The following is a 25013-nucleotide window of genomic DNA, read 5'->3' as shown; positions in this document are numbered from 1 at the left end:
CCGGCGTTTTTTAGAAGAGCGGGGCCCATATTTCATGCCGATTATTGATTTGAAGTCTTATCTTGCCGCCGCCATGCGGTTGTTTCGCGTTCCGGCCGACAATCCGGATCTGACGCGCGCGCAGTTCGACGCGTTCTCCAAGCAGATCCCGCTGCTCTACTTCATCCTCATCAGCAACACGATCGCGGTCGCCTACACCTATGTGAACGTGGCGCCGGACTGGCTGACGATCATCGTGCCGAGCGTGCTGACCGTGCTCGCAGGCTTGCGGACCTTCTGGTGGCTGCGTCAGCGTCACCTCGTGCGCAGCGACGGCGACATCCTGCGCAATCTGCGCACCACCAACTGGCTGACCTTGCCGATCGGGGCGGGCTTCACCGCCTGGTCCTTTGCGCTCTACCCCTACGGCGACCCCTTCGCCAAGAGCCAGGTCGCATTCTACATGGCGGTCACCGTGATCGGCTGCATCTTTTCACTGATGCATCTGCGCTCGGCGGCCTTGATCGTGACGCTGATCGTTGACGTGCCCTATGTGCTGTTCTTCTTCGCAACGGGCGAGCCGACGTTGAAGGCGATCGCCGTCAACAACCTCCTGGTCTCCGGCGCGATGGTGACGGTGCTGTTCATCTACTATCGCGACTTCGCCGATCTCGTCGCCAGCCGCAAGTCGCTGCTTGCGCAGCAGGCAGCGACGCAGGCGCTCTCGGACGAGAATTTCCGCCTGGCCAATCTCGATTCGCTCACCGAGTTGCCGAACCGCCGCCGCTTCTTCGCCGAGCTGTCGAGCGCCTTCGCCGATGCCGAGCGCAGGAAAGTTCGCGTTGCGGTCGGAATCATCGACCTCGACGGCTTCAAGCCCGTCAACGACAATTACGGCCATTCGGTCGGCGATCGCGTCCTGATCGAGGCGGGCCAGCGCATCCGTGAGGTCTGCGAGGGCTTCGGCCCACAGCGCGTGGAGTTCGCCCGGCTTGGCGGCGATGAATTCGGCCTCGTCGTGTGCGGCGATCCCGACGACGCCGACCTCATCCGGCTCGGCGAACGCATCGGCGGCCAGGTCAGGCTGCCTTACCAACTCGACACGGCCCATACCGGGCTGTCCTGCTCGATCGGCTTCGCATCGTTCCCGGACTCCGCCACGACGTCGGAGGCGCTTTATGAGTGCGCCGACTACTCGCTGTATCACGCCAAGCGACATTTGCGCGGCCGCACCGTGATCTTCTCGAGCGAGCTCGAGGCCGAGATCCGCAGCCGCGGTGTCATCGAGAACCTGCTGCGCACGGCCGATTTCAGTAGCGAGATGGATCTGGTGTTCCAGCCGATCGTCGACGCCATGAGCGAGCACACCGCCGGCTTCGAGGTCCTCGCGCGCTGGCGCAGCGCCCGTCTCGGCCTGGTTTCCCCGGCCGACTTCATTCCCGCCGCCGAGCGTATCGGTCTGATCCGGCCATTGACCCAGGCGCTACTGGTACGCGCGCTCGCGACTGCCAGAACTTGGCCCGATCACATCCGTCTATCGTTCAACCTCTCCGCCCATGATGTCTGCGCCGCAGAGGGAATCCTGCCGCTGATCTCCATCGTCGAGAAAAGCGGGCTAGCGCCACATCGGATCGACTTCGAGATCACCGAGACCGCCGTGACCTTCGATTTCGTGCGCGCACAGCAGTCGATCGCGTCGTTGAAGGCGATGGGCTGCGGCGTTTCGCTGGACGATTTCGGCACTGGCTATTCGTCCCTGAGCCACGTGCACCGGCTGCCGCTCGACAAGATCAAGGTGGACCGCAGCTTCGTCTCCGATATCAACGAAAATCCGGTCAGCCACAAGATCATCAAGTCGCTCACCGGCCTCTGCGACGACATGGAGATCGCCTGCGTCGTCGAGGGCGTCGAAACCCGCGCCCAGCTCGACAGCCTTCGCCGGCTGGGGTGCGATTTCATCCAGGGTTACTATTTTGCGAAGCCCATGCCGGCCGAGGCAATCGGGGAGTATCTGGCGAAAGAACACCGTCGTCTTGAAGCCACCGGCGCAAAGGTCGTCGCCTAGAATCAAACCGCACAGTAGCGTTCCTGGATATCCTTGTCCGCGAGCAGTGCCGCTGCGCTGCTTTGATGCACGACCTCGCCTTGATCGATGATCACCGCGCGATCGGCGAGCCGCAGCGCCCATTCGACGTTCTGCTCCACTAGCAGCAGCGTCTTGCCCTCGTCGCGCAAGCGACGGAACAGAACGCCCATCTCCTCGACCAGCACGGGCATGATGCCCTCGGAGGGCTCGTCCAGCAGGATCATCTTGGGCTTTGCGATCAGCGCGCGCGCAATCGCCAGCATCTGCTGCTCGCCGCCCGATAGCGTCACGCCCTCTTGATCGAGGCGCTCCTTCAGGCGCGGAAAGGTTTCGGCGATCTCGTCGATCGCCGCGCGCTCCTCGATATCGGAGCCGACTGCGACGAGGCCGAGCCGGAGGTTCTCTCGGACGGTCAGGCCGGGGACGATGCGGCGCTCTTCGGGAACATAGGCGAGGCCGAGATGGAAGCGCTGATGCGCGCGGAGCGGCAACAGTTCCCTGCCTGCGAAGCGCACGCGCCCCGTCGCCTTCGGCATCAGGCCCATCATCGCGCGCAAGGTCGTCGTCTTTCCGGCGCCGTTGCGGCCGACCAGGGCGACCACTTCGCCCGGGTCCACATGCAGGGCAATGCCATGAAGGATATGGCTGGCACCATACCAGGCATGGAGATCGTCGACTTGGAGAAACGCGGTTTCAGCCATAGCCCTCACTCTGTCCGAGATAGACCTGGCGAACTTCCGGATTGCTCCGGATCTCATCCGGCGCGCCGTCGGCCAGCAAACGGCCGTGATGCAGCACCACGACGCGCTTGCTGAGCCCCAGCACCATCTTCATCTTGTGCTCCACCAGGAGCACGGTGCGCTTGTCGGCGAGACGTTCGAGCAGAGCGACCATGTCCTTGGTTTCTTCCGGGCCCATGCCGGCGGTCGGCTCGTCCAGCAACAGCAATTCCGGCTCCGAGACCAGCGCGATCGCGATCTCCAGCGCGCGCTGCTGGCCGTGCGACAGGAATCTTGCGAGTTCGCTGCGCCTGGTCAGCAGCCCGACAGCGTCGAGCGCAGCGTCTGCGCGCGCACCGAGCTCAACCAGCTGCGCGCGGTTTCGCAAGATATCGTAGCTCACGATCAGCGCCTGGGCTGCTACGCGCACATTCTCATGCACGGACAGATCCGGAAAGATGTTCGTGATCTGGTAGGAGCGCGAGATGCCCTGATGGACGAAGCGATGCTGCGGCAGGCCATTCAGCTCCCGTCCTCTGAAGTGCAGCTTGCCCGAACTCGGCGTCAACACTCCCGAGAGGATGTTGAAGAAGGTGCTCTTGCCGGCGCCGTTCGGCCCAATGATCGAGGTGAGCTGGCCGGCTGCGAACGAAAGAGTGATGCCTTCCAGCGCGACGAAGCCGCCGAAACGTTTGCCGATGCCTTCGGCGCGAAGCAGCTCGCCGCTCATCGCCGCGCCTTTCCGCTGCCCATGGCATCGAGAAGCGTGCCCCAGATACCCCTGGGCAGAAACAGCACGAACAGCACGAAGATCGCGCCGACGAAGATCTGCCAATGCGGCGTCCAGAGCGAGATCACGTCCTCCAGGATCAGGAAACTGGCGGCACCAACGAACGGCCCGAAGAAGCTGCGGGCGCCACCGAGCAGCACCATCATCACGATCATGCCGGACGTCTGGTAGTGCAGGATGTCCAGCGGCACGATCGACAGATGCAACGCCAGCATGCAGCCGCCGAGCGATGAGATCGCGCCCGATAGCATGAACACGACCAGCTTGCTGCGTTCGACGTCATAGCCGCAGGCGCGCGCCCGCTGCTCGTTCTCGCGGATTGCCTCGATGACGGCGCCGAACGGCGAATTCAGGATGCGCGACTGGAACCACATCGCCAGTGCCGCGAAGGCCATCAGCACGTAGTATTTGTTGACGGGGTCGAGGAAATTCACCTGAAAGCCGAGCAGGCTGATGCGGTCGACGGTAAAGCCGCGCAGGCCGTTTTCGCCGCCGGTGAAGGACGCCGCCTGGAGTGCGACGTAGTAGACGAGCTGCGCCAGCGCGAGCGTGACCATCGAAAAGTAGATGCCGCGGGTGCGCGTCGAGACGAGGCCGATTGCGGCGGCGAGGCAGGTGCTGAGCAAGACCGCGGCCGGCACCGCGGCGAACCAGGGCACGCCGTAGCGACCGATCGCGATTCCGGTGAAGTAGGCGCCCGCGCCGAAGAAGGCCGCCTGGCCGAACGACAGCAATCCGGTATAGCCGAACAGCAAATTGTAGCCCATCACCACGACACCGTAGATCAGGACGTTGACGGCCAGCGCTTTTGACGGCAGCAGCCAGGGTAGCAGGGCGAGCACGGCGATGGACAGCAGCACCCGCTGGTCGAGAACCCGGCCGAGCCCGCCGGGTGAGGGTTTGGCGACCGCCTCGCCGCTCGAAGGGTGCGTCACGCCGTCCTCCCTCTCACGCCGAACAGGCCTTGCGGGCGGATCAGCAGCACCACAGCCATGAGCGCGAACATGACGATGGTCGCCATCTCAGGCGCGAACAGCGCTACCATGCTGATGGATATGCCGACCATGAGGCCGGCGACGACCGCGCCGACAATCGAGCCGAGCCCGCCTATTACCGTGACCACGAAGGCTTCCGCCAGAACCAGCGAGCCCATCTCCGGATTGACGCTGCGCATGGGCCCGGCGAGCACGCCGCCAAGCGCGGCGAGCCCCACCCCGAGCCCAAAGATCGCGAGCCAGACCCGGCCGATATCGACACCGAGCACCTGCATGATGGTGGGGTCGCGGGCGCCGGCACGCACGATCAGGCCGACGCGGGTCTTTTCCAGCGTCAGCCAGAGCGCCAGCAGCACCACCGCCACCAGCACGATAACGAACAGACGGTAGCGCGGGAAGAAACCGATGCCGAGATCGACCACACCGATCAGCTGCGGCGGGGTTGGAAACGGGATACCATCGCTGCCGAACACAATGCGTACGCCCTCGACCAGGATGTAGCTGAGCCCAAAGGTGAGCAGCAGCGGATCGTCAATTGAGCGTCCATAGAGCCTGCGGATCAGGACGAGCTCGATCAGCATGCCGAAGGCGCCGATCAGGACGGGAGCAAGCAGCAGACCCCACCAGAAGCTCCCGGTGAGCGACGCCAGATACAGTCCCGCATAGGCCCCGACCATGAACAGCGCACCGTGGGCGAAGTTGACCACCCCCAGCATGCCGAACACGATCGTCAGCCCAAGCGCAGTGATCACCAGGACCGCCCCAAGGGCGACCCCGGAGAGAAGCTGCATGATGATAAGCGACAGATCCATCTTGACAGGCTTCAGGTCGCGTGGCCGAGCTCGCTGCAGCTGCGCAGCATGTCCTCGGAACCGGCATCGCTGGCGAGGATCGCGAACAGGTCGCTCTCGCCTGTCATGGCCGACTTCTTCTTGGACTCCAGCACCAGCACCGACTGCACCGACTGGTGGTCGCATTTGCGGTAGTGTTGCGGGCCCTTGGTGAGGTCGTACTTCAGCTTCTCCAGCGCTTCGACGACCTTGTCGGTATCGGTGCCGCCGGCAGCCTGCATCGCGAGCAGGAGCGAGGCAACGCCTGAGTAGCCATAGGCGCCGTAATCGGTCGGAATCGCGCCGCCATTGGCCGCCTTGAAGGCTGCGTTGAAAGCCGCTGCCGACTTGCTTTGCGCCTCGAGGCCCCAGTAGTAATTGGCTCCCCCGATCACACCCTCGAACACGTCGGGGCCGACGGCCAGGCGCTGGTTGTGCAGGATCACCGGGACAACGATCTTCATCTGCTGCTTGACGCCGAAATCCACCGCCTGCTTGATCGCATTGGCCTGGTCACGGCCGAAATTTGAGATGCACAGCACATCCGGCCGCATCGACATCAGGCGCGGCATGAATGTCGAGTAGTCCGCGGCGCCGAACGGATGCAGGATCTCTCCAACGTTGTCCGCGCCGATCGCCGCTTGAGCGCGCTTGAAGCCGCGCAGCATCTCGTGGCCGTAGGCATAGTCGGCGACGAGATGGGCGACCTTCATGCCCTTCTTCAGGGTCTGGCGCGCCACCGCGGCTGTCGTCATGTGCGGATTGAGCGCCTCATGGAAGGTGTATTTGCTGAAATCCTTGGCCTCGTTGATGGTGTCGGACTGGCTGATCGACACGTAGATCACGCCGCGGGCGCGGGTGACCTCGTTGACCGCGAGCTGCACGGCGCTGGAGAGCGCGCCGACCACCGCGTGAACCTTGTCCTTCTCGATCAGCTCGAGCGTGCGGGTCGCGGCTTCACCGGCATTGAGCTTGTCGTCGCGCACCAGGAGTTCGACCTTGCGGCCGGCAACGCCGCCCTTGTCGTTGACGAGTTTCACCGCCAGCTCAGCACATTTGACCTGATCGCGCGCTTCCGCCGCGAACGGCCCGGTCAGCGGAGTCGGAAAGCCGATGCGGATCGTCTCGTCCGCGGCGCGGCCGAGCCGGGGTGCGGCGAGCAGCGCTGCGCTGGCCGAGAGGCCGGCGAGCGCGGCGCGGCGGGTTATCTTCCAAGTCGAACCGGATTTGGGCATGATCTCCTCCAACTGTCTTTTTTCTAGAATCGCTTCAGGGCTTTTAGGACTCTTGCGGGCGTAATCGGGATGGAGTTGATGGTCGCGCCCAGCGGCGCGAGTGCATCGTTGACGGCATTGAGCACGCAGGCAGACGCAGCTGCGGTGCCGGCCTCGCCGACACCCTTTGCGCCGAGCTCGGTGTCGGCGGTCGGCGTCTCGACATGGGCGATGACTATGTCGGGCATCTCCATCGGCATCGGCACGAGGTAGTCGGCGAGCGAGCCGTTCACGAGCTGGCCGGTCTCGCTATATCGGCACTCCTCGAATAATGCTGCACCGAGCCCCTGCACGATGCCACCGCGGAGCTGCTCGTCCACCAGCATCGGATTGATGACACGGCCGCAGTCCTCGACAATGAAATGCTTGAGAAGCTTGACGAAGCCGGTCTCGACGTCGACGTCGAGCAGGCAGCCCTGAATGCCGTTCGTGAAGGCGAACGGATAGCCCTGCGGCGCGAAATGATGGCTGACGGTGAGCTGAGCCTGCGTACCGGGTGGCAGCGTATCAGAACGGAAGTAGACGATGCGCGCGATCTCGGAGATCGGCATCCGCTGGTTCCGGGTCGACGCGTCCACGACCTCGCCATCGACGATGTCGAGCGCGGACGGCTGCTCCTGCAGGACGAGCGCCGCGATCTCCAGGATGTTACGCTTGAGCGCGCGGGCGGACTGCAGCGCGGTTTCCCCGCCGATGCCGGCACCGCGGCAGGCCCAGGTGGCACCACCATGCGGCGTCACCTCGGTATCTCCCGTGATGACCTTGATGCGCTCCTGCGCGAGGCCGAGCTGATCGGCCACAATCTGGCCGATGATCGACTCGGTGCCCTGCCCCTGCTCGGTGACCGAGATCAGGCAACGCACCTCACCTGACGGCGTCAGGCTGACGATCGCGCCATCCTGAGAGGAGATGCGGGCGCCGCCAACCCCATAGAATGCCGGGCTGGGATTGGTGATCTCGACGAACGTGGCAATGCCGATGCCGCGATAGACGCCGCGCTTGCGCAAGTCCGCCTGCTCGGCTCGCAGCGAGTCATAGTCCATGATCTCATGCAGGCGCTTGAGGCAGGCCTGATGCGACAGCGCCTCGAAACGGTAGCCGGTCGGCGAGGTATGCGGATAGGCATCGTCGGCAATGACATTCTGCGCGCGTATGGCGAAGGGATCTAGGCCGACCTTGCTTGCCGCCATGTCGAGCAGCCGCTCGGTGACGGCACAGGCAATGGGATGGCCGACGGCGCGGTACTGACTGGTCTGCACCTTGTTCTGAAAGATCACCTCCAGCGTGGCGCGGTAGTTCCTGAAGCAATAGGGCGCGCCGATCAGGCGGATCACCTGGTTGCCCTCGACCACGCTGGTGCGCGGATAGGTCGAGAAAGCGCCGATCGCGGTCAGATCCACAACGTCCATTGCGAGAATCCCGCCCCTGGCGTCCAGCGCCATGCGCGCGCGGACGCGGTGGTCGCGGGCGTGGATATCGGAGACGAAGGATTCGATACGGTCGGCGACATACTTGACAGGCCGTCCCAGCAGGATCGAGAGCCCGACCACCGCCATGTCCTCATGATAGACGTGCAGCTTCATCCCGAAGGAGCCGCCAATGTCGGTCGCGATCACGCGAACGCGGGCCTCGGGAATGCCGTAGTGCCGCGAGTAGAGGTCCTGGAATTGGTATGGCGTTTGCGTCGCATGATGCACGGTCAGCATGCCGGCTGCCGGATCGTAGTCGGCGACGATGGCGCGCGGCTCGAGCGTCACCGCTGTATGGCGGCCGAAGGAGAACTCCTCCTCCACCACATGGGAGGCTTTCGCAAACGCGTCGTCGACAGCGCCGTTATCAAGCTGGCTGCGGAAGCAAACGTTATTGGCACTGCCCGGATTGACCAAGGGGCTGCCGACCTCACGCGCGCCGTCGACATCGACGACGACGGGAAGCTCCTCGTAGTTGACCTCGATCAGCTCGAGCGCATCTTCCGCGATCGCGCGACTTTCAGCGACGACGGCGACCACCGCCTGCCCGGACCAGACCACGCGATCCAGCGGCAGCGGCAATTGCGGTGAAGAGGTCATGCCCTTGAAATGGTCGAGCGTGCCGATCCAGGGCGTGCAGATCTTTGCGAGATCCGGCCCCGTCGCGACGAGATGCACACCTTCGACCGCGCGCGCTGCGTCGGTATTGATCGAAACGATCTTCGCATGGGCATGCGGACTACGCAGAAACGCAGCATGGAGCATGCGTGGCAGATGGAGATCGCTGACATACCGGCCTCGCCCGGCAAGCAGGCGTTTGGCATTCGGCCGCGGCAGGGAACGGCCGATATAGGAATTGGGCCGGTCGAGCGAAATCAGAGGCGCGCTCATGTGGTGACTCCGCCGGAGCGCGCTTTGGCCACCGCGTAGATGGCGTCGATGATCGCCTCATAGCCTGTGCAGCGACAATAATTGCCCGACAACGCATCGCGGATCTGCTCGCGGCTCGGCTGCGCCACAAGCGACAGCAGTTCTTCCGCATTGACCAGCATACCCGGCGTGCAGAAGCCGCATTGCAGCGCGTTTCGGCGGTGGAATTCGGCCTGGAGGTCCGCAATCACGCCGCTCTCCGACAGCCCCTCGATTGTATCGATCCTGGCGCCGTCGGCCTGCACCGCGAAGATAAGGCAGGAATGCACGGCGCGGCCGTCGAGCTGGATCAGGCAGGCACCGCAGGCGCCCATCTCGCAGCCGGCATGCGTGCCCGTCAGCTCGAGCTTTTCGCGCAGGCAGTCGACCAGCGTCTCGCGCGGCGCGACCTCGCAGGCGACCTTGCGGCCGTTGACGACGAAACGCACCCGCACTGTCTCGTCGGCCTCACCCAACAGGGTCTCGTCGAAGCCGCTCATGCGCCCTCTCCAAGACGTCCGAGTAGGCGGCCAAGCAGCACGCGGGCAAGATGCAGCCGCATGGCCGGCGGCACCTCGTCACCCTCGGGCGGGGCGAGATCGCATTCGAGCGCTCGTTGCGCGGCCGCGATACGCTCAACATCGAGACGCGCGCCGATCAGGGCGCGTTCAGCCCCCTTCACCCGTGTCGGCGTATTTCCAACGGAAAAGAACGAGATGCGGATGTCCTCGATGCGGCTGCCCTGACACGTCGCCATGATCCCGCAACCGACCAGCGCGTAGTCTCCGCGCCGCCGCGCCAGCTCATCGAACGCAAAGCGCTGATCGGCCCTGAACAGTGGAACGTGGATCGCCGCAATCAGCTCTCCGGGTTGCAGCGCCGTCTCGAACAGGTCGATGAAGAAATCATCGGCCTTGACGCGGCGGCGACCTGAGGGACCGACGATCTCGATCTCGGCGTCCAGCGCCAGCGTCATCGCCGGAAATTCAGAAGCGGGGTCGGCGAGCGCAACGCTGCCGCCAATAGTGCCGCGGTTGCGGATCGCGGGATGGGCGACGAACGGCGCCGCCACGTGCAAGAGCGGGGCGGACTCGGCGATCGACGCCTCAGTCAGCATCTCGCAATGACGTGTCAGCGCGCCGATGCGCAGGTAACCGCCTTCGCGCCTGACGCCGCGAAGCTCGTCGATGTGGGTGATGTCGATCAAGAGCCGCGGCGCCTGCAGCCGAAGCGAAAGCGCCGGCACGAGGCTCTGGCCGCCGGCAATGAAGCGAGCATCGTCCCCTGCGCGCGCGTGAGCGTCCAGCGCCTGATCGATGGTCGCAGCACGAAAATAGCTGAAAGCCCTCGCCTTCACTGCCGTTTCCTCGAGATCCGTCGGCTCATCAGCCGGGACGTCAGATTTGTAACCATCTGGTCTCAAAATCCTGACACGCCGCCCAGGATCGGTCAATAGGAAATGACCATTTGGTCACAAATGCACCTTGGGCTAAGAAGGACTCGATACGTGCGATTCATCGACGAAATGGCCCGAAAAGCGCAGAGAACCGCGAAACGACCGGTCCGCAAGCGGACCGAGGCAGGCAGCAAGTCTGCGCCAAAGCGCCGCAACATGCGTGCGGCAGATCGCGAGCGTGCGATCGTCGAGGAGGCGATCCGTTTCTTCGCCGAGCACGGCTTCGAAGGCCAGACACGTGAGCTCGCCAAGCGGATGGGCATCACACATTCGGCAATCTACCGGCACTTCCCGAGCAAGGAGGCGCTGATCGAGCGAGTCTATCAGGAGGTTTATCTCAGCCGCTGGTCACCCGACTGGGGTCCCATGATCCGCGAGCGGGCCCTGCCGCTGGAGGCCCGGCTCACGCGTTTCTATCTCGACTATGTCGACCGCGTGTTCGAATATAACTGGGTACGGATCTTCGTGTTCTCCGGCATGAAGTCGTTCGGCATCACCAGCCGCTATCTCGACATCGTCCGCCGCGAGATCATCGAGCCGGCGGCGGCCGAGCTGCGTCATGAGCTGAAGCTGCCCGGGACAGAGGTTCACGCCTTGAGCGAGCGCGAGACCGAGCTGTTCTGGGGCCTGCACGGCCGCATCTTCTATCTCGCCATTCGCAAGTTCATCTACGCGACGCCAATTCCATCCGACCTCGACGCCATTGTCCGCGACGCGGTCCGGACTTTCATGGACGGCGCCAAGACGACGATGCCAAGGCTCCTGGAAAGCGACTGAGGCCGCTAGCTCGCCATGCTCGGCAGATCGAGCCCCTTGTCGCGGGCGCAGTCGATCGCGATGTCGTAACCGGCGTCGGCATGCCGCATGACGCCACTGGCGGGATCGTTCCAGAGCACGCGCTCGATCCGCTCTGCCGCTTCCGGCGTACCGTCGGCAACGATCACCATGCCGGCGTGCTGGGAATAACCAATGCCGACGCCGCCGCCATGATGCAGCGAGACCCAGGTCGCGCCGCTGGCGCAATTGAGCAAGGCGTTGAGCAGCGGCCAGTCGGACACCGCGTCCGATCCGTCCTTCATCGCCTCGGTCTCGCGGTTGGGGCTCGCCACCGAGCCGCTGTCGAGATGATCGCGGCCGATCACGATGGGCGCTTTCAGTTCGCCGCGCGCCACCATCTCGTTGAAGGCAAGGCCCAGGCGATGACGATCGCCAAGACCGACCCAGCAGATGCGCGCAGGCAGGCCCTGGAACTTGATGCGTTGCTTGGCCATATCGAGCCAATTGTGCAGATGCTTGTCGTCCGGCATCAGCTCCTTGACCTTGGCATCGGTCCTGAAGATGTCCTCTGGATCCCCTGAAAGCGCGGCCCAGCGGAACGGCCCGACGCCACGACAGAACAAGGGGCGGATATAGGCGGGGACGAAGCCTGGGAAATCGAAGGCGTTCTTCAGGCCCATGTCCTGCGCCATCTGGCGGATGTTGTTGCCGTAGTCGAGTGTCGGGATGCCCAGCGCGTGGAAATCCAGCATGGCCTGGACGTGCTCGACCATCGAGGTCTTCGATGCGCGTTCGACTCCCTTGGGATCGGAAGCGCGCTTTGCTTCCCACTCCGCCAGCGTCCAGCCCTTCGGCAAATATCCGTTGATCGGATCGTGTGCGCTGGTCTGGTCGGTGACGATGTCGGGCTTGACGCCGCGGCGCACGAGTTCCGGAAAGATCTCCGCTGCGTTGCCGAGCAGGCCGACCGATACCGCCTTCATCGTCTTCGCCGAATCCGCCATGATCGCGAGCGCCTCGTCGAGGCTCGCGGCCTGGCGATCGAGATAGCCGGTGCGCAAGCGCATCTCGATGCGGCTCGGCTGGCATTCGACCGCGAGCATCGAAGCACCGGCCATGGTTGCTGCCAGCGGCTGTGCACCGCCCATGCCGCCTAAGCCGGCGGTGAGAATCCATTTGCCGGCGAGGCTGCCGCCATAGTGGCGACGGCCGACCTCGACGAAGGTCTCGTAGGTGCCCTGCACGATGCCCTGGCTGCCGATATAGATCCAGGAGCCCGCGGTCATCTGGCCGTACATCATCAGGCCCTTGCGATCGAGCTCATTGAAATGATCGAGCGTTGCCCAATGCGGCACGATGTTCGAATTCGCGATCAGCACGCGGGGGGCGTCGGCATGGGTACGGAACACGCCGACCGGCTTGCCGGACTGGACCAGCAGCGTCTGGTCCGCTTCGAGCTTGCGCAGAGCCGCCGCGATCCGGTCGAAACTCTCCCAGTCGCGTGCGGCGCGGCCGATGCCGCCATAGACCACGAGTTCGCTCGGGCGCTCCGCGACATCAGGATCGAGATTGTTCATCAGCATGCGCAACGGCGCTTCCGTGAGCCAGCTCTTGGCACTGATCTCGCTGCCGCGGGGGGCACGAATGGTGCGGTCATTATCCAGTCGGCGGTTCATGCAGACCTCTTAATCGAGTCTCGGAAACGGATCGGATGGAAGTGTGGTGATCGCAATGGCCGGGAGAGCGTCGGCTTCGATCAATGCGGCGGCCCTGGCAAGATCGCCGGCCATGTAGCGGTCAGCACCGAGTGCGGGCACCTGCTCGCGCAATGCAGTCATAACGGCAGCCAGCGGGCTGCTGGTCGCATGCGGCGCGCGCAGCGTGATGCCTTGGGCTGCGACCAGGAACTCGATGCCGAGGATGGCGGCGAGATTGTCGGCCATGTCGGACAGCCGCCGCGCGGCATGCGCGGCCATCGAGACATGGTCCTCCTGATTGGCGCTGGTTGGCGTCGAGTCGATAGAGCAGGCGAGCGCGCGCTGCTTGTTCTCGGCATAGAGCGCCGCGGCGGTGACTTCGGCGATCATGAATCCGGAATTGAGGCCGGGATCGGGGGTAAGGAACGGTGGCAAGCCGAAATTGAGCGCGGGATCGACCAACGTCGCGATGCGCCGCTCGCTGATCGCGCCGATCTCGGACAGAGCCAGCGCGATCGCATCGGCAGCAAAGGCCACCGGCTCGGCGTGGAAGTTACCGCCGGAGACGATCTCGCCGGTCTCGACCAGGACGAGCGGATTGTCGGTGACTGCATTGGCCTCAACGATCAGCGTGCGCGCGGCTTGCGTGATCAGATCGAGCGCTGCGCCGGCAACCTGTGGCTGACAGCGCAGGCAATAGGGATCCTGCACGCGCTCGTCACCTTCGAGGTGAGACAGGCGGATGTCGCTGCCGTCGAGCAACGCGACCAGCGTCGCGGCCGCCGCGATCTGCCCGGCATGGCCCCGCAATGCCTGGATCTCGGGGCGGAACGGCGCCGTCGAGGCCATGGCCGCGTCCACCGACAATGCACCGGTCACGAGAGCCGCGCGCGCCAGGCGAAACGCGCGCAGCACGCCTGAGACGGCATAAGCCGTCGAGAACTGCGTGCCGTTGATCAGCGCGAGGCCTTCCTTGGGACCAAGCGTCAGCGGCGTGAGGCCCGCGCGCTTGAGGGCCTCGGCGCCGGATACGGTTTTCCCGTCGACGATCGCCTGCCCTTCCCCGATCATCACGGCCGCCATGTGCGCCAGCGGTGCAAGATCTCCAGAGGCACCGACGGAGCCCTGCTGCGGCACCAGCGGATGGACGGCCTGCGCCAACATGTCCTGCAGCTGCTTGATCACCTCGCGGCGAACGCCGGAGGCGCCGCGACCCAGCGAGACGATCTTCAGCGCCATCATCAGGCGAACAATCGGCTCGGGTGTCGGCTGGCCGACACCGCAGCAATGCGAGAGGATCAGGTTGCGCTGGAGCCGTGCAGTCTGATCGGGCGGAATGCGCTTCGACGCCAGCTTCCCAAAGCCTGTGTTGATGCCGTAGACCGGCGTGTCAGCTCGCGCCGCCTTCGCGACAATTTCCGCCGCGGCCTCCACGCGCGGCCAGAACGAGGCATCGAGCACAACGGGCGCACCTTCGAGCACACACGCGAGGTCATCAAGACCGACCGTTCCTGGGGTGACGACGATCGCTGCGTTCTGCTCCGTCACTGTCCCCTCCAGACCCGGCGATGCAACGGATTGAAGCCGATGCGATAGACCAGCTCGGCCGGGCGCTCGATGTCCCAGATCGCAAGGTCACACCATTTGCCTGCTTCAAGCGTGCCGGTTTCATCGACCACGCCGAGTGCCCGTGCGCCTTCACGGGTGACGCCGATGATGCATTCGGCGACCGTCATCCGGAACAGCGTCGCGCCCATGTTCATCGCGAGCAGCAGCGAGGTCAGCGGCGAGCTGCCGGGATTGCAGTCGGTCGCTAACGCCATGTGGACGCCGGCCTCGCGAAACGTCTCGACCGGCGGTTTCTGCGTCTCGCGGATGAAGTAGAACGCACCAGGCAACAGCACGGCCACCGTTCCAGATCTCGCCATTGCGGCAGCGCCGGCTTCGTCGGTGTGCTCCAGATGATCAGCCGAGAGCGCCGAGAACTTCGCGGCGAGTGCGGCACCGCCAAGATTCGACAGCTGGTCGGCATGGAGCTTGACTGGTAGTCCAAGTCCCCTCGCCGTCTCGAACACCCGAGCGGTCTGCTCGGCGGAGAACGCGATGCCTTCCATGAACGCATCGACAGCATCGGCAAGTCCAGTCCTTGCCACCGCCGGCAGCATCTCCTTGCAGACAAGGTCGATGTAACGGTTTTTGTCGCCATCAGCCTCGACCGGTAGCGCATGTGCACCGAGAAAGGAGGTACGGATCGCAACCGGACGCTGACGGCCGAGGTTGCGCGCGGCGGCGAGCTGGCGCATCTCGGTTTCAGTGTCGAGACCATAGCCGGACTTGATTTCGATCGTGGTGACGCCCTCGGCGATCAGCGCATCGAGCCGCGGCAACGCGCTCGCGATGAGGTCCGCCTCGCTCGCCCTGCGCGTCGCGGCCACGGTCGACACGATCCCGCCGCCGGCGCGCGCGACCTCCTCATAGCTCGCGCCCTTCAGGCGCAACTCGAATTCGTGCGCGCGGTTGCCGCCGTAGACGAGATGAGTGTGGCAGTCGATGAGGCCGGGGGTGATCCAGCGTCCGTCGCAGTCGATCCGCTCAATCGCATCGGCGTCCGCCGGAAAATCGGCCTGCGCTCCGGCATAGACGATCCGGCCACTGAGCGCTGCGATCACACCAAGCTGGATCTCGCCGAGATCGGGACGGTCGGCCCGCATCGTGGCGAGCCGTGCATTGTGCCAGATCCGGTCGAAGCGCTCTGCCATGCAACGGTCCCTTCGCGTGGGATGCTTGACTTATATGTCTAGACATATAATCGTGGGACCGTTCTGTCCAGCCGGCGTGTCATCAATCATGTCCCGACTGCATTTCGCCTCCGCGCTCCTGCCTTCAGGCTGGGCCCATGACGTGCAGGTGGTGATCACCGCCGGCACGATTGCAGAGGTGATGCCGGGCGTGGCGCCGGCTGTCGGGGACGAGCGCCACGCCATCGCGCTTCCGGGATTGGCGAGCCTGCACAGCCACGCCTTCCAGCGTGGCATGGCGGGGCTGGCCGAGCTGCGCGGCGATTCCACCGACACGTTTTGGACCTGGCGCGAAACAATGTATCGCTTCGCGCTCGCAATGACGCCGGACGACGTCGCGGCTGTTGCGACGCTGCTCTATGTCGAGATGCTCGAGCAGGGTTTTACCCGTGTCGGCGAGTTTCATTACTTGCATCATGATCGCGACGGCTCGCCCTATGCCGACGTCGCCGAAATGGCTAGGCAGATTGCGCAGGCTGCCGAGGCGTCGGGCATTGCCCTCACGCTGCTGCCCAGCTTTTATGCGCACGGCTCCTTCGGCGGTGCTGCACCTCATGCCGCCCAGCGCCGCTTCGTCTGCTCGGTCGATCAGTTCGCCGCATTGATGGCCGCATCGCGTAAGGCGGTCGCAGCACTGCCGGGCGGCAATATCGGCATTGCGCCGCACAGCCTGCGCGCGGTGACGCCGGACGAGCTCACGGCGATCGTTCCGCTGGCCGACGGCGGGCCGGTGCACATTCACGCAGCTGAGCAGGTGAAGGAGGTCCAGGATTGCCTGGCCTGGTCCGGGCGGCGCCCGGTGCAATGGCTGCTGGAGCACGCGCCGGTCGACCAGCGCTGGTGCCTCATCCACGCAACCCACATGACCGACCAAGAGATCAGCGCATTTGCCGAAACGGGTGCGGTCGCCGGCCTCTGTCCTGTCACCGAAGCGAGCCTCGGGGACGGCATATTCCCGGCGCACGAATTTCTCGCCGCAAGTGGCGCATTCGGCGTGGGCACCGATTCCAATGTGCTGGTCGGCGTCGCCGATGAACTGCGCCAGCTCGAATATGGCCAGCGGCTGCAGCATCGCCAGCGCAACGTGCTCTCAAGCGGCGCCGGACGTTCCACCGGTCGCACGTTGTTCGACCACGCCCTCGCTGGCGGCGCCCAAGCGCTGGCGCAAACGAAGGCGGGCCTCACGCCAGGTGCGCACGCCGACATTGTCACACTTGACACGTCGCATCCATCGCTGGCGGGACGCACCGGCGATGCCGCCATCGACGGCTGGATCTTTGCGGCGGGCAGCGGTGCGATCGATTGCGTCTGGGCCGGCGGCCGCAAGGTCGTCCAAGGCGGCCGGCACGGATTGCGCCAAGCCGCGCGCGAGCGATTCAACGCGGCGGTGCGGAGGCTCGTCGCATGAGCCTCGTGACTGATGCCGATAAGCCGACACTCTACAAGCTCATCCGCGCCGACATCGAGAAGCGCATCCTGACCGGCGAGTGGCCGCCCGGTCACCGCATCCCTTTCGAGCACGAACTGGTGGCACGCTACGGCTGCTCGCGCATGACGGTGAACAAGGCACTGTCGGAGCTGGCACAGGCCGATCTGATCGAGCGGCGCCGCCGGGCCGGCTCGTTCGTGCGGCGGCCGCAGCATCAGTCGGCGGTGCTCAAGATCGCCGACATCCGCGCCGAAATTACCGCGCTCGGCCGCACCTACGGCTACGAGCTGATCCAACGCAAGCTGCGGACAGCGACCAGCGCTGACCGCGATCGTCTCGGCGTCTCGAAAGCCGGCAAGGTGGTCGCGATCGCCTGCCGGCACAGCGCCGACAACGTGCCCTTCGCCGTCGAGGACAGGCTGATCGATTTGTCGTCCGTCCCTGATGCCGCGACCGCGGATTTCTCGCGCGAGCCGCCCGGCTCCTGGCTGCTCCACCATGTCCCATGGACGGAGGCGGAACACACCATCAGTGCCATCGTTGCGGACGAACGCGCGGCGGAGGCGCTCGACATCGCCGTCGGCGCGCCCTGCCTCGTGATCGACCGCTACACCTGGCGCAGCGCGCGCACGATCACCGCCGTGCGCCTGCTCTATCCCGGTGACTCTCACCGCCTTGTCGCACGATTCAAGGGAGGCTGAGAGGAGATGTCGGCACAAATCGTGCAAAGCTTCGAGCAACGGTCCGGATGGGCCGGCAGTGATCAACAGAACGTCAATCCACCGATCTGTAAGAGGACGACAATCATGCGTAGTTCAAAGGTATTTGCGACAATCATTGCTCTCGCCGCCTCCACCCCCGCGCTCGCCGACGGCGTCAAGGTCGGCATCGGCATTTCCGGATGGACCGGCTTCGCGCCGCTGACGCTGGCGAAGGAGGCCGGCATCTTCAAGAAGAACGGCCTCGACGTCACCATCAAGAAGATCCCGCAGAAGGACCGCCATCTCGCCATCGCATCCGGCGACATCCAGTGCGCGGCGACCACGGTCGAGACCTGGATTTCCTGGAACGCCAACGGTGTTGCGACCAAGCAGATCTTCCAGCTCGACAAGAGCTATGGCGCCGACGGCATGGCCGTGCGCAACGATGTCGCCGCGATCAAGGACCTGAAGGGCAAGACGGTCGCCGCCTCCGCACCAGGCACCTCGCCCTACTTTGCGCTGGCCTGGATGCTCAAGAAGAACGGGCTGTCCGTGAAGGACGTCACCGTCGTGAACCTGGAGCCGGCTGCCGCTGCGCAGGCCTTCGTTTCCGGGCAGAACGACGCCGCGATGACCTATGAGCCTTATCTTTCGACGGTGCGTGCAGCGCCCGACAAGGGCAAGATCATAGCGACCACGCTCGACTATCCGATGGTCATGGATACTTTCGGCTGCACGCCGAAGTTCCTGACCGAGAATCCCAAGGCGGCCAAGGCCCTCGCCGACAGCTATTTCGAGGCGCTCGAAATGATCGCCAAGGACCAGGCCAAATCCTACGAGATCATGGGCGCCGACGTGAAGCAGACCGGCGAGCAGTTCGGCAATTCGGCGAAGTATCTGCGCTGGCAGGACAAGGCCGCGAACCAGAAGTTCTTCGCCGGCGATTTCCTGACCTTCAACAAGGAGGCGGCCGAGCTCCTGCTCGAGATCGGAATCATCAAGGCCGTGCCGAAGGTCGAGGACCTCTACGACGCCAGCTTCATCAAGTAACACCTTCGCGCCGCCGGTGCCGCCCGAGTGCGGGACCGGCGCGTCGATTCTCGGATAAGCAGTCTGATGCGCCCTCTGGATCCCGTTACATCGAGGCAGCGCGCGGCCTATGGCCTTGCGTTCTTCGTGCTGTTCGTCGCCCTCTGGTCCTGGGCGACGTTCGGCGGCCATGTGTCGAAGACCTTCCTCGCCAATCCGCTGACCATGGTGCAGGAAGGCCTTGAGCTCCTCACCAAGCACGGCTTCCTGTTCGACATCGGCATGACGATCTGGCGCGTCGTCGGCGGTTTCGCGCTCGCGGCAATCATCGCCGTGCCGCTCGGCGTTCTGATGGGCGCCTATAAGCCGGTCGAAGCGTTCCTCGAGCCGTTCGTCTCCTTCGCCCGTTACTTGCCTGCCTCCGCCTTCATCCCGCTCTTGATCCTGTGGGCGGGCATCGGCGAGTTGCAGAAACTGCTCGTCATCTTCATCGGCTCGGTGTTCCAGGTGATCCTGATGGTTGCGGTGACCGTCGGCGCCACGCGCCGCGACCTTGTCGAGGCAGCCTATACGCTGGGCGCCGGCGATCGCGGCATCATCCGCCGCGTGCTGCTGCCCTCCTCTGCGCCTGATATCGCCGAAATCCTGCGGCTGGTGCTGGGCTGGGCCTGGACCTATGTCATCGTCGCCGAACTGATCGGCTCGTCCTCAGGCATCGGTCATATGATCACCGACAGTCAGGCCCTGCTCAACACCGGCCAGATCATCTTCGGCATCATCGTGATCGGCCTGATCGGCCTCGTCTCGGACTTTCTGTTCAAGGCGTTCAACGCCTGGCTCTTTCCGTGGAAGCTGGCATGACGACGCTCAGGATCGAACAGGTTTCTCGCACCTTTCCCGCACGTCACGGCAATGCGCCCACGAAAGCGCTGGAGCCGACCGACCTCGTCATCGGCAACAACGACTTCGTCACCATCCTCGGCCCCTCCGGCTGCGGCAAATCCACACTGCTGCGCATCGTCGCCGGCCTTGACCGTCCGACCAGCGGACGGGTCACGCTCGACGGACGCGAGGTAACCGGCCCGGGCGCCGATCGCGGCATGGTGTTCCAGTCCTATACGCTGTTTCCCTGGCTGACCGTGCGCGAGAACATCGCCTTCGGCCTGCGCGAGCGCGGCGTGGCCGAGGCAGAGCGGAACAAGGTCGCGGACGCCTTCATTCGCCAGGTCGGGTTGTCGGGGTTCGAGAACCACTGGCCGAAGCAGCTTTCCGGCGGCATGCAGCAGCGCACGGCCATTGCGCGTGCGCTCGCCAACGATCCGAAGATCCTGCTGCTCGACGAGCCCTTCGGTGCGCTCGACAACCAGACGCGCGCCCTGATGCAGGAGATGCTGCTCGGGATCTGGGAGCGCGACCAGAAGACGGTGCTGTTCGTGACCCACGACATCGAGGAAGCCATTTTCCTCGGCAGCCGCGTCATCGTCATGAGCGCGCGTCCCGGCCGCATCAAGGCCGAGATCAATGTGGACCTGCCGCATCCCCGCTCCTACAAGATCAAGACCACGCCGGAATTCGTCCAGCTCAAGGAACGGTTGGTCGAGGAGATCCGCGCTGAAGCGCTCAAGGTTGCCGAACATGCCTGACACTCGCGCCGACGGACATCGCGTCCTCGCTGACCTCCATGCGCTGCGCGCCTTTGGCGCCTACAAGACCGGCGTGCACAAGCCGACCTTCTCAGAGCCGCACAAGCTCTCCCTGGAGTGGCTCGTGCAGAAATTGCCAGAGGCCAATCTCTCCGCGGCTGTAGACGGTATCGGCAATGTCTTCGGCACCAGCGCGAAGCATGGGCCCAAGCTGCTGGCAGGCTCGCATCTGGAGAGCCAGAACTACGCCGGCTGGCTCGACGGCCCGCTCGGCGTCGTCTACGCGCTGGAAGCTGCGCGCGTGCTGAACACCGATCCTTCGTTCAATGGCGCAGTGGAAGTCGCCGCCTGGTGCGACGAGGAAGGACATTTTGGTCATTTCCTCGGCTCGCGCTCCTATGTCGGACAAGTGACCGACACCGAAATCGATGCCGCGCGTGACCGCACCAGCGGCCGCGCCATGCGCGAGGCCCTTGCCGACATGGGCCTCGCGGGACGCCCGCGCGTAACCGCCGAGCCGGGACGACACGTCGGGTATCTGGAGGCCCATATCGAGCAAGGCGACACGCTCGAGAGCGGGCGCCTCGCCATCGGCGTCGTGACGTCCATCGTGGGCATCTGGCAGTACCAGATCAACTTTGTCGGCGAGCAGAACCACGCCGGCACCACGCGCATGGCGGTGCGCAAGGACGCAGGGCTCGCCCTGGCCAAGTTCTGCGTCGCGATCGACGAGCGCTTTCCGACTGCCTGCGGCCCGCGCACGGTCTGGACCACCGGTCGCATCACGCTCGATCCGGGCGCACCGAGCATCATTCCAGGCGAGGCAGAGATGCTGTTCCAGATGCGCGACGACGATCCGGCCGTGATCGCGCGGCTGGAGCAGCTGCTGCGGACCATGGCGGACGAGGCCAGTGCGATTGGCCCCTGCACCGTCACGGTCACGAAGCTGCGCACTGGTGCGCCCGCAATGATGGATGCGGGCTTTCAGGACGCGATCGAGGCAGCCAGCAAGGCCGTCGCCGGTGCCCGGTCCATCCGCATGCCCAGCGGGGCCGGGCACGACGCGCAGATGCTCGCGACCGTGATGCCCGCAGGCATGCTGTTCGTGCCATCAATCGGCGGCATCAGCCACCACTGGACCGAGAATACGGCTGATGCCGACATCGTCACCGGCGCAGAGGTCTTCGTCGATGCCTGCCGGCGGATACTCGGGGGCTAGAACGACGTGCCGCCGCCGAATCTGAACTCCTGGACGGTGTCGTACTTGCCCTTCGTGATCGGCACGGCATAGTCGAAGCGCAGCGGTCCAAACGGCGAGGCCCAGATCAGGCCGACGCCAACCGACGATCGCACCACATTGCCGTCGTCGTATTGCAGTCCGCAGGTCGGGCACGCCTTGGTGTTGACTTCGCCCGTCGCCGACCACGAGGTCGGCCCCTGGTAGCCCCAGAGCGATCCGGCATCGGCGTAGACCGCGCCCTTCAGACCGACTTCCTTGGGCAGGAACCAGAACGGCATCTGCAACTCCATGGAGGCACCCCAATACTTCGTGCCGCCAAGCGAATCGCCGCTCGCACCCAGGCTCCGATAGGTGATGTCGCGCGGACCAATGCCGTTGGACGCGAAGCCGCGCACGAGGTTCGGGCCCATCTGGAAGTGATCCAGCATGCGCAGATCCTGGTTACCAAGCTTGCTGAGGAGACCGCCCTGGAGATGGATCACGCTCACAATGTCAGACACGAGCGGAGTGTAGTACTTGGTGTCCAACGCCGTCTTCAGATAGGTGACGTCACCGCCGACACCTGCAAAATCCTGCTTGAAGTCGACCAGCAACCCGTCCGTCGGGTTCCTGGTGTTGTCCAGCGTGTTGTAGTTCAGCGTGTAGCCGAGCGCCGACGTCCAGGCCGCGCCGTTGGCCAGTTCTTTCCGAACCGGCAGGCTCGACTCGCCGTCGCCGTAGCAGCCATATCCATAGACGCCCGAATCCGTCGAGTTGGTCGGATCCGCGCCCCCCAGAACGCTCTGGATGTAGGCCGGTGTGGGATTGTAGGCGAGCGAGGGGTTGGACGCGTTGTTGTTGCAGTTGTTGTAGGCGCTGGCCAGCGTGATGCTCTGCTGATAGAGCGAATAGCGGAGTTGGAGTGAGAGGTCCTCTCGCAAGGCCAACCCAATCCGGGGAGAGAAGCCAAGCGTGGTCACGCCGTAGCTCGTATAGCTGTTCGACTTCTGCTGCTTCCAATATGTGTCGAAACCGAGCGCGATCCGGTAGCCGAGCAGATAGGGCTCGACGAAGGACAACGATATGCCGCGCGAATATTGGCCGTAGCTGACCGACGCCTTGCCGTACAGACCGCGACCGAGCAGGTTGCGCTCGGAGATCGAGACCTCGGCCAGCGCACCGTCGCTGGTGGAATAGCCGCCCGAGACGGAGAAGTCGCCTGTCGACTTTTCTTCCATATCGACGATCAGGATCACGCGATCGCTGGACGAGCCGGGCTCAGTGACGATCTTGACGCTCTTGAAAAAGTCGAGGTTCTTCAGCCGCCGTTCGGCGCGGTCGACCAGCGCACGGTTGTAGGCGTCGCCCTCCGAGAGATCGAATTCGCGGCGGATCACGTAGTCGCGCGTGCGCGTGTTGCCGCGCAGGTTGATGCGCTCGATATAGGTCCGCGGACCTTCGTCGACGTTGAACACGACGGAAACGGTGTGCGCCTCGAAATTGCGGTCGCCGGCGGGGCGAACCACGGCAAAGGCGTAGCCGCGGCGCGAGGCCTCGATTTGCATCTCCTCGGTCGACTTCTCGATCGCTTCGACGTTATAGAGCGAGCCGACGTTGACGCGCGAATAGGTGCGGAGCGAACCGGCGTCGAAACTGGGAATGCTGGAACGGAAATCGACCGATCCAACTCGATATTGCTGTCCTTCCTCGATCTTGAAGGTGACGAGAAAGCCCTTCTTCTCCGGATCGTATTCGGTAAGCGCAGCGACGACCTGGACGTCGGCAAACCCATTCTTGAGATAGAAGCGGCGAATCAGGTCGCGATCGGCCTCGACGCGATCAGGGTCGTAGATGTCGTTGCTGGCGAGGAAGCTGAGCAGGTTGCTCTCGCGAGTCTTGATGACGTCGCGCAGGCGCGAGGCCGAGAATGCACTATTACCGATGAACTCGACCGACTTGACCGGAGTCTTGCCGCCCTCCTCGATCGTGAAGATGAGGTCGACGCGGTTGTTCGGCTGCTCGATGATCTCGGGCGTGACGCGCACGTCGTAGCGGCCCGAGCGCCGATAGATCTCGGCGATACGCAACGTGTCGGATTGCACCAGCGCCCGCGAGAAGGTCCCGCGCGGCTTGGACTGGATCTCGGCCGAGAGTTGCTCGTCCTTGATTTTCTTGTTGCCCTCGAAGGCGACGCGACCGATCACGGCGTTCTCCACCACCGATACCACGAGGCGGCCGCCGGCCCGACTGATCTTCACGTCCTGGAACAGGCCTGTCCCGATCAAAGCCTTGATTCCCTCATCGACGGCCGGTTGATCGAGGCGGCCTCCCGCGGCGGGCCGGAAGTAGGAGCGGATCGTCTCGGCATCGACGCGGCGGTTACCCTCGACCACGATCGTGTCCACGTTCTGCGCGGACGCCGGCTGCGGCAATAGCACCGCTGGAATTGTACTCGCAATCGATACACCACTCATCGCCACCACGATCAGCAAGGCCCGCCAAACCGACATTCCACACCTCAAGAGCACCTGCTGCTCTGAAACGAAACGGCTGTGGCCGCGATGTGGCTTCCAGATTGCTGTACTGTTTCAGGTCGTTGAAATTGATGGGCGGATGAGCCGCGCCAATACGGACACCATGCCGACCGCGCGAGCCTTTCGGGAGCGAACGACCGCAATGCGAGTGCCGGGCATGCCGCGAGTCCGCACAAGGGCGCAGCAACATCGCGCAACGCCAGAGTTCTTTACAGCCTCCCACGCCGGTGCGAGAGGCGGCGGCATCGTGCACATGCATGGATTATCTGCCGATGAACGCGCTCGTCGCGACCAGAACGGTGCTGGTCGCCCTCCTCCTCAGTTCTACCCTCACCGCGCATGCCGCAAACACCGGCAAGCGCGATCAACAACAGACGACGCAGAATGCCGTCTACGAGTACGGTCCGCGCGGCCCCAATCGGTCTTACCAATCCGGTCCGCGAACGCGCATCTATGTGAGCAAGCGGTCGTGGCTGGATGGCGGGACCGAAGTGCTGCCCGGCGAGCGGAAGTTCACAAACTATGCCTTTCCACCCGGTGCTTCGTTCGCGCGTAGCAACAACAACCGGCCGCTCGATAGACAGCCGCTGAGCCCGGATGCGGACCTGGGCGGATTCATGCAGCGAATTCCGATTTCCTGGTGATCGGACCCGCTATCCCGGACGCGATGCAGCGCGAA

21 protein-coding genes are annotated in these 25013 nt (G+C 64.3%); 9 read left to right on the top strand and 12 right to left on the bottom strand.

The genetic code is table 11. From position 1 onward, the window contains the following. The first annotated feature begins 34 nt into the window (after positions 1-34). Entirely contained in the window at positions 35-2044 is a 2010-nt protein-coding gene (locus K408_RS0127675) for a putative bifunctional diguanylate cyclase/phosphodiesterase (protein WP_024342576.1), read from the top strand. Positions 2045-2046: 2 nt separating this feature from the next. On the opposite strand, the gene K408_RS0127670 is transcribed toward K408_RS0127675, so the two are convergent. From K408_RS0127670 to K408_RS0127635, 8 genes are read right to left on the bottom strand one after another with little or no spacing between them, the layout of a single operon-like run. After that, positions 2047-2766 (bottom strand): ABC transporter ATP-binding protein, encoded by a 720-nt coding sequence (locus K408_RS0127670; RefSeq protein WP_024342577.1) that lies wholly within the window; start codon positions 2764-2766, stop codon positions 2047-2049. Further along, positions 2759-3514, bottom strand: coding sequence for an ABC transporter ATP-binding protein (locus K408_RS0127665; RefSeq protein WP_024342578.1), 756 nt, complete (start codon positions 3512-3514; stop codon positions 2759-2761). The genes K408_RS0127670 and K408_RS0127665 overlap by 8 nt, the downstream gene beginning before the upstream one ends. Further along, entirely contained in the window at positions 3511-4509 is a 999-nt protein-coding gene (locus K408_RS0127660; RefSeq protein ID WP_024342579.1) for a branched-chain amino acid ABC transporter permease, read from the bottom strand. Before K408_RS0127660 ends, K408_RS0127665 begins: the two co-directional genes overlap by 4 nt. Then, positions 4506-5381, bottom strand: a complete 876-nt coding sequence (locus tag K408_RS0127655; protein ID WP_024342580.1) for a branched-chain amino acid ABC transporter permease — start codon at positions 5379-5381, stop codon at positions 4506-4508. The genes K408_RS0127660 and K408_RS0127655 overlap by 4 nt, the downstream gene beginning before the upstream one ends. 11 nt (positions 5382-5392) lie before the next feature. After that, positions 5393-6634 carry an ABC transporter substrate-binding protein gene (locus K408_RS0127650; RefSeq protein WP_024342581.1) on the bottom strand — a complete coding sequence of 414 codons (1242 nt, stop codon included), beginning with the start codon at positions 6632-6634 and terminating at the stop codon, positions 5393-5395. A 23-nt stretch (positions 6635-6657) separates the two neighbouring features. Next, a complete protein-coding gene (locus tag K408_RS0127645) occupies positions 6658-9033 on the bottom strand; it encodes a xanthine dehydrogenase family protein molybdopterin-binding subunit (protein ID WP_024342582.1) in 2376 nt (791 codons plus the stop codon). Then, the gene (locus tag K408_RS0127640) at positions 9030-9551 is read right to left on the bottom strand and encodes a (2Fe-2S)-binding protein (protein ID WP_024342583.1); all 522 of its coding nucleotides are present in this window, start codon (positions 9549-9551) and stop codon (positions 9030-9032) included. The genes K408_RS0127645 and K408_RS0127640 overlap by 4 nt, the downstream gene beginning before the upstream one ends. Continuing rightward, positions 9548-10408, bottom strand: a complete 861-nt coding sequence (locus K408_RS0127635) for an FAD binding domain-containing protein (protein WP_024342584.1) — start codon at positions 10406-10408, stop codon at positions 9548-9550. Before K408_RS0127635 ends, K408_RS0127640 begins: the two co-directional genes overlap by 4 nt. A 255-nt stretch (positions 10409-10663) precedes the next feature. On the opposite strand from K408_RS0127635, the gene K408_RS0127630 reads away from it, so the two are divergent. Beyond that, the gene (locus K408_RS0127630) at positions 10664-11284 is read left to right on the top strand and encodes a TetR/AcrR family transcriptional regulator (RefSeq protein WP_024342585.1); all 621 of its coding nucleotides are present in this window, start codon (positions 10664-10666) and stop codon (positions 11282-11284) included. Between the two features lie 5 nt (positions 11285-11289). Here the strand turns inward: K408_RS0127630 and hutU are convergent, their stop codons facing one another. From hutU to hutI, 3 genes are read right to left on the bottom strand one after another with little or no spacing between them, the layout of a single operon-like run. After that, the gene (hutU, locus tag K408_RS0127625) at positions 11290-12960 is read right to left on the bottom strand and encodes a urocanate hydratase (RefSeq protein ID WP_024342586.1); all 1671 of its coding nucleotides are present in this window, start codon (positions 12958-12960) and stop codon (positions 11290-11292) included. Positions 12961-12969: 9 nt separating this feature from the next. Continuing rightward, positions 12970-14529: a histidine ammonia-lyase gene (gene hutH / locus K408_RS0127620; protein ID WP_024342587.1), complete on the bottom strand. Its 1560-nt coding sequence runs from the start codon at positions 14527-14529 to the stop codon at positions 12970-12972. Continuing rightward, positions 14526-15740, bottom strand: coding sequence for an imidazolonepropionase (gene hutI / locus K408_RS0127615; protein ID WP_024342588.1), 1215 nt, complete (start codon positions 15738-15740; stop codon positions 14526-14528). Before hutI ends, hutH begins: the two co-directional genes overlap by 4 nt. An 88-nt stretch (positions 15741-15828) precedes the next feature. Here hutI and K408_RS0127610 point away from each other — a divergent pair, with 88 nt between their 5' ends. The 6 genes from K408_RS0127610 (at position 15829) to K408_RS0127585 (ending at position 21800) form a co-directional block, all read left to right on the top strand. Further along, positions 15829-17187: a formimidoylglutamate deiminase gene (locus K408_RS0127610; protein ID WP_024342589.1), complete on the top strand. Its 1359-nt coding sequence runs from the start codon at positions 15829-15831 to the stop codon at positions 17185-17187. Beyond that, positions 17184-17909 (top strand): histidine utilization transcriptional repressor HutC, encoded by a 726-nt coding sequence (gene hutC / locus K408_RS0127605; RefSeq protein WP_024342590.1) that lies wholly within the window; start codon positions 17184-17186, stop codon positions 17907-17909. The genes K408_RS0127610 and hutC overlap by 4 nt, the downstream gene beginning before the upstream one ends. A 105-nt stretch (positions 17910-18014) precedes the next feature. Then, positions 18015-18959 carry an ABC transporter substrate-binding protein gene (locus K408_RS0127600; protein WP_024342591.1) on the top strand — a complete coding sequence of 315 codons (945 nt, stop codon included), beginning with the start codon at positions 18015-18017 and terminating at the stop codon, positions 18957-18959. Between the two features lie 66 nt (positions 18960-19025). Then, the gene (locus K408_RS0127595) at positions 19026-19799 is read left to right on the top strand and encodes an ABC transporter permease (protein ID WP_024342592.1); all 774 of its coding nucleotides are present in this window, start codon (positions 19026-19028) and stop codon (positions 19797-19799) included. After that, complete coding sequence (locus K408_RS0127590; protein WP_024342593.1) at positions 19796-20581, top strand: ABC transporter ATP-binding protein; 786 nt, start codon at positions 19796-19798, stop codon at positions 20579-20581. The genes K408_RS0127595 and K408_RS0127590 overlap by 4 nt, the downstream gene beginning before the upstream one ends. Beyond that, complete coding sequence (locus K408_RS0127585) at positions 20574-21800, top strand: Zn-dependent hydrolase (RefSeq protein WP_024342594.1); 1227 nt, start codon at positions 20574-20576, stop codon at positions 21798-21800. The genes K408_RS0127590 and K408_RS0127585 overlap by 8 nt, the downstream gene beginning before the upstream one ends. Here K408_RS0127585 and bamA read toward each other — a convergent pair. Further along, positions 21797-24310, bottom strand: coding sequence for an outer membrane protein assembly factor BamA (gene bamA / locus K408_RS0127580; RefSeq protein ID WP_024342595.1), 2514 nt, complete (start codon positions 24308-24310; stop codon positions 21797-21799). The two genes, K408_RS0127585 and bamA, sit on opposite strands and share 4 nt — an antisense overlap. A gap of 281 nt (positions 24311-24591) precedes the next feature. Here bamA and K408_RS0127575 point away from each other — a divergent pair, with 281 nt between their 5' ends. Then, on the top strand, positions 24592-24978 hold the full coding sequence (locus K408_RS0127575; protein WP_028146013.1) for a hypothetical protein: 387 nt from the start codon (positions 24592-24594) through the stop codon (positions 24976-24978). Positions 24979-25013 lie beyond the last annotated feature (35 nt).

The sequence above is a fragment of the Bradyrhizobium sp. in8p8 genome (assembly GCF_000426845.1).
In the GTDB taxonomy this organism is placed as follows: Bacteria; Pseudomonadota; Alphaproteobacteria; order Rhizobiales; family Xanthobacteraceae; genus Bradyrhizobium; species Bradyrhizobium japonicum_C.
This window is presented reverse-complemented; position numbering and strand designations above follow the sequence as displayed.

Bases quoted from the DNA above. Each gene is read 5' to 3' on its own strand.
- K408_RS0127645 (WP_024342582.1), bottom strand. From the start codon at position 9,033: ATGAGCGCGCCTCTGATTTCGCTCGACCGGCCCAATTCCTATATCGGC.
- K408_RS0127600 (WP_024342591.1), top strand. From the start codon at position 18,015: ATGCGTAGTTCAAAGGTATTTGCGACAATCATTGCTCTCGCCGCCTCC.
- K408_RS0127590 (WP_024342593.1), top strand. From the start codon at position 19,796: ATGACGACGCTCAGGATCGAACAGGTTTCTCGCACCTTTCCCGCACGT.
- K408_RS0127655 (WP_024342580.1), bottom strand. From the start codon at position 5,381: ATGGATCTGTCGCTTATCATCATGCAGCTTCTCTCCGGGGTCGCCCTT.
- K408_RS0127640 (WP_024342583.1), bottom strand. From the start codon at position 9,551: ATGAGCGGCTTCGACGAGACCCTGTTGGGTGAGGCCGACGAGACAGTG.
- hutI (WP_024342588.1), bottom strand. From the start codon at position 15,740: ATGGCAGAGCGCTTCGACCGGATCTGGCACAATGCACGGCTCGCCACG.
- K408_RS0127630 (WP_024342585.1), top strand. From the start codon at position 10,664: ATGCGTGCGGCAGATCGCGAGCGTGCGATCGTCGAGGAGGCGATCCGT.
- K408_RS0127575 (WP_028146013.1), top strand. From the start codon at position 24,592: ATGGATTATCTGCCGATGAACGCGCTCGTCGCGACCAGAACGGTGCTG.
- K408_RS0127585 (WP_024342594.1), top strand. From the start codon at position 20,574: ATGCCTGACACTCGCGCCGACGGACATCGCGTCCTCGCTGACCTCCAT.
- K408_RS0127665 (WP_024342578.1), bottom strand. From the start codon at position 3,514: ATGAGCGGCGAGCTGCTTCGCGCCGAAGGCATCGGCAAACGTTTCGGC.
- K408_RS0127675 (WP_024342576.1), top strand. From the start codon at position 35: ATGCCGATTATTGATTTGAAGTCTTATCTTGCCGCCGCCATGCGGTTG.
- K408_RS0127595 (WP_024342592.1), top strand. From the start codon at position 19,026: ATGCGCCCTCTGGATCCCGTTACATCGAGGCAGCGCGCGGCCTATGGC.
- K408_RS0127650 (WP_024342581.1), bottom strand. From the start codon at position 6,634: ATGCCCAAATCCGGTTCGACTTGGAAGATAACCCGCCGCGCCGCGCTC.
- hutU (WP_024342586.1), bottom strand. From the start codon at position 12,960: ATGAACCGCCGACTGGATAATGACCGCACCATTCGTGCCCCCCGCGGC.
- K408_RS0127610 (WP_024342589.1), top strand. From the start codon at position 15,829: ATGTCCCGACTGCATTTCGCCTCCGCGCTCCTGCCTTCAGGCTGGGCC.
- bamA (WP_024342595.1), bottom strand. From the start codon at position 24,310: ATGTCGGTTTGGCGGGCCTTGCTGATCGTGGTGGCGATGAGTGGTGTA.
- K408_RS0127670 (WP_024342577.1), bottom strand. From the start codon at position 2,766: ATGGCTGAAACCGCGTTTCTCCAAGTCGACGATCTCCATGCCTGGTAT.
- hutC (WP_024342590.1), top strand. From the start codon at position 17,184: ATGAGCCTCGTGACTGATGCCGATAAGCCGACACTCTACAAGCTCATC.